Origin of the sequence: Pseudomonas sp. B14(2017) (assembly GCF_002113255.1) — a bacterium.
Classification (GTDB): domain Bacteria; phylum Pseudomonadota; class Gammaproteobacteria; order Pseudomonadales; family Pseudomonadaceae; genus Aquipseudomonas; species Aquipseudomonas putida_Z.
This window is the reverse complement of record NZ_NEJY01000047.1, coordinates 1-3,119: the sequence shown is the minus strand read 5'-3', so window position 1 is coordinate 3,119 and position 3,119 is coordinate 1. Positions and strand designations below refer to the sequence as shown.

The following is a 3,119-nucleotide window of genomic DNA, read 5'->3' as shown; positions in this document are numbered from 1 at the left end:
CTGTCAGATCGTTCTTTAAAAATTCGGATATGTGATAGATATAGACTGATGACCAGTTTCACTGCTGGAAATCAGGCTAAGGTAAAATTTGTGAGTTCTGCTCGAAAGAGCAACATGCGAATTTTCGGCGAATGTCGTCTTCACAGTATAACCAGATTGCTTGGGGTTATATGGTCAAGTGAAGAAGCGCATACGGTGGATGCCTTGGCAGTCAGAGGCGATGAAAGACGTGGTAGCCTGCGATAAGCTTTGGGGAGTCGGCAAACAGACTGTGATCCAGAGATCTCTGAATGGGGGAACCCACTCAGCACAAGCTGAGTATCTTGTACTGAATACATAGGTGCAAGAGGCGAACCAGGGGAACTGAAACATCTAAGTACCCTGAGGAAAAGAAATCAACCGAGATTCCCTTAGTAGTGGCGAGCGAACGGGGACCAGCCCTTAAGTTGATTTGAGATTAGTGGAACGCTCTGGAAAGTGCGGCCATAGTGGGTGATAGCCCCGTACACGAAAATCTCTTGTCAATGAAATCGAGTAGGACGGAGCACGAGAAACTTTGTCTGAATATGGGGGGACCATCCTCCAAGGCTAAATACTACTGACTGACCGATAGTGAACCAGTACCGTGAGGGAAAGGCGAAAAGAACCCCGGAGAGGGGAGTGAAATAGAACCTGAAACCGTATGCGTACAAGCAGTGGGAGCCTACTTTGTTAGGTGACTGCGTACCTTTTGTATAATGGGTCAGCGACTTATATTCAGTGGCGAGCTTAACCGAATAGGGGAGGCGTAGCGAAAGCGAGTCTTAATAGGGCGTTTAGTCGCTGGGTATAGACCCGAAACCGGGCGATCTATCCATGGGCAGGTTGAAGGTTAGGTAACACTGACTGGAGGACCGAACCGACTACCGTTGAAAAGTTAGCGGATGACCTGTGGATCGGAGTGAAAGGCTAATCAAGCTCGGAGATAGCTGGTTCTCCTCGAAAGCTATTTAGGTAGCGCCTCATGTATCACTCCAGGGGGTAGAGCACTGTTTCGGCTAGGGGGTCATCCCGACTTACCAAACCGATGCAAACTCCGAATACCTGGAAGTGCCGAGCATGGGAGACACACGGCGGGTGCTAACGTCCGTCGTGAAAAGGGAAACAACCCAGACCGTCAGCTAAGGTCCCAAAGTCATGGTTAAGTGGGAAACGATGTGGGAAGGCTTAGACAGCTAGGAGGTTGGCTTAGAAGCAGCCACCCTTTAAAGAAAGCGTAATAGCTCACTAGTCGAGTCGGCCTGCGCGGAAGATGTAACGGGGCTCAAACCATGCACCGAAGCTACGGGTGTCATCTTAGGATGACGCGGTAGAGGAGCGTTCTGTAAGCCTGTGAAGGTGAGTTGAGAAGCTTGCTGGAGGTATCAGAAGTGCGAATGCTGACATGAGTAACGACAATGCGAGTGAAAAACTCGCACGCCGAAAGACCAAGGTTTCCTGCGCAACGTTAATCGACGCAGGGTTAGTCGGTCCCTAAGGCGAGGCTGAAAAGCGTAGTCGATGGAAAACAGGTTAATATTCCTGTACTTCCAGTTATTGCGATGGAGGGACGGAGAAGGTTAGGCCAGCCTGGCGTTGGTTGTCCAGGTTTAAGGTGGTAGGCTGGAATCTTAGGCAAATCCGGGATTTCAAGGCCGAGAGCTGATGACGAGTTGCCTCTAGGCGACGAAGTGGTTGATACCATGCTTCCAAGAAAAGCTCCTAAGCTTCAGATAACTGGGAACCGTACCCCAAACCGACACAGGTGGTTAGGTAGAGAATACCAAGGCGCTTGAGAGAACTCGGGTGAAGGAACTAGGCAAAATGGCACCGTAACTTCGGGAGAAGGTGCGCCGGCGAGGGTGAAGGACTTGCTCCGTAAGCCCATGCCGGTCGAAGATACCAGGCCGCTGCGACTGTTTATTAAAAACACAGCACTCTGCAAACACGAAAGTGGACGTATAGGGTGTGACGCCTGCCCGGTGCCGGAAGGTTAATTGATGGGGTTAGCGCAAGCGAAGCTCTTGATCGAAGCCCCGGTAAACGGCGGCCGTAACTATAACGGTCCTAAGGTAGCGAAATTCCTTGTCGGGTAAGTTCCGACCTGCACGAATGGCGTAACGATGGCGGCGCTGTCTCCACCCGAGACTCAGTGAAATTGAAATCGCTGTGAAGATGCAGTGTATCCGCGGCTAGACGGAAAGACCCCGTGAACCTTTACTATAGCTTTGCACTGGACTTTGAATTTGCTTGTGTAGGATAGGTGGGAGGCTTTGAAGTGGGGACGCCAGTTCTCATGGAGCCATCCTTGAAATACCACCCTGGCAACTTTGAGGTTCTAACTCAGGTCCGTTATCCGGATCGAGGACAGTGTATGGTGGGTAGTTTGACTGGGGCGGTCTCCTCCCAAAGAGTAACGGAGGAGTACGAAGGTGCGCTCAGACCGGTCGGAAATCGGTCGTAGAGTATAAAGGCAAAAGCGCGCTTGACTGCGAGACAAACACGTCGAGCAGGTACGAAAGTAGGTCTTAGTGATCCGGTGGTTCTGTATGGAAGGGCCATCGCTCAACGGATAAAAGGTACTCCGGGGATAACAGGCTGATACCGCCCAAGAGTTCATATCGACGGCGGTGTTTGGCACCTCGATGTCGGCTCATCACATCCTGGGGCTGAAGCCGGTCCCAAGGGTATGGCTGTTCGCCATTTAAAGTGGTACGCGAGCTGGGTTTAGAACGTCGTGAGACAGTTCGGTCCCTATCTGCCGTGGACGTTTGAGATTTGAGAGGGGCTGCTCCTAGTACGAGAGGACCGGAGTGGACGAACCTCTGGTGTTCCGGTTGTCACGCCAGTGGCATTGCCGGGTAGCTATGTTCGGAAGAGATAACCGCTGAAAGCATCTAAGCGGGAAACTTGCCTCAAGATGAGATCTCACTGGGATCTTGAATCCCCTGAAGGGCCGTCGAAGACTACGACGTTGATAGGTTGGGTGTGTAAGCGCTGTGAGGCGTTGAGCTAACCAATACTAATTGCCCGTGAGGCTTGACCATATAACACCCAAGCAATTTGCGCACGAAAGCCAAATTGTGGTGGTGAAGACGAAA

The 3,119-nt window shown here is 51.4% G+C and carries 1 rRNA gene; it reads left to right on the top strand.

Going from position 1 to position 3,119, the window contains the following annotated elements:
• Window positions 1-172 precede the first annotated feature (172 nt).
• A 23S ribosomal RNA gene (locus CAG34_RS27230) occupies window positions 173-3,065 on the top strand.
• Window positions 3,066-3,119: the final 54 nt, after the last annotated feature.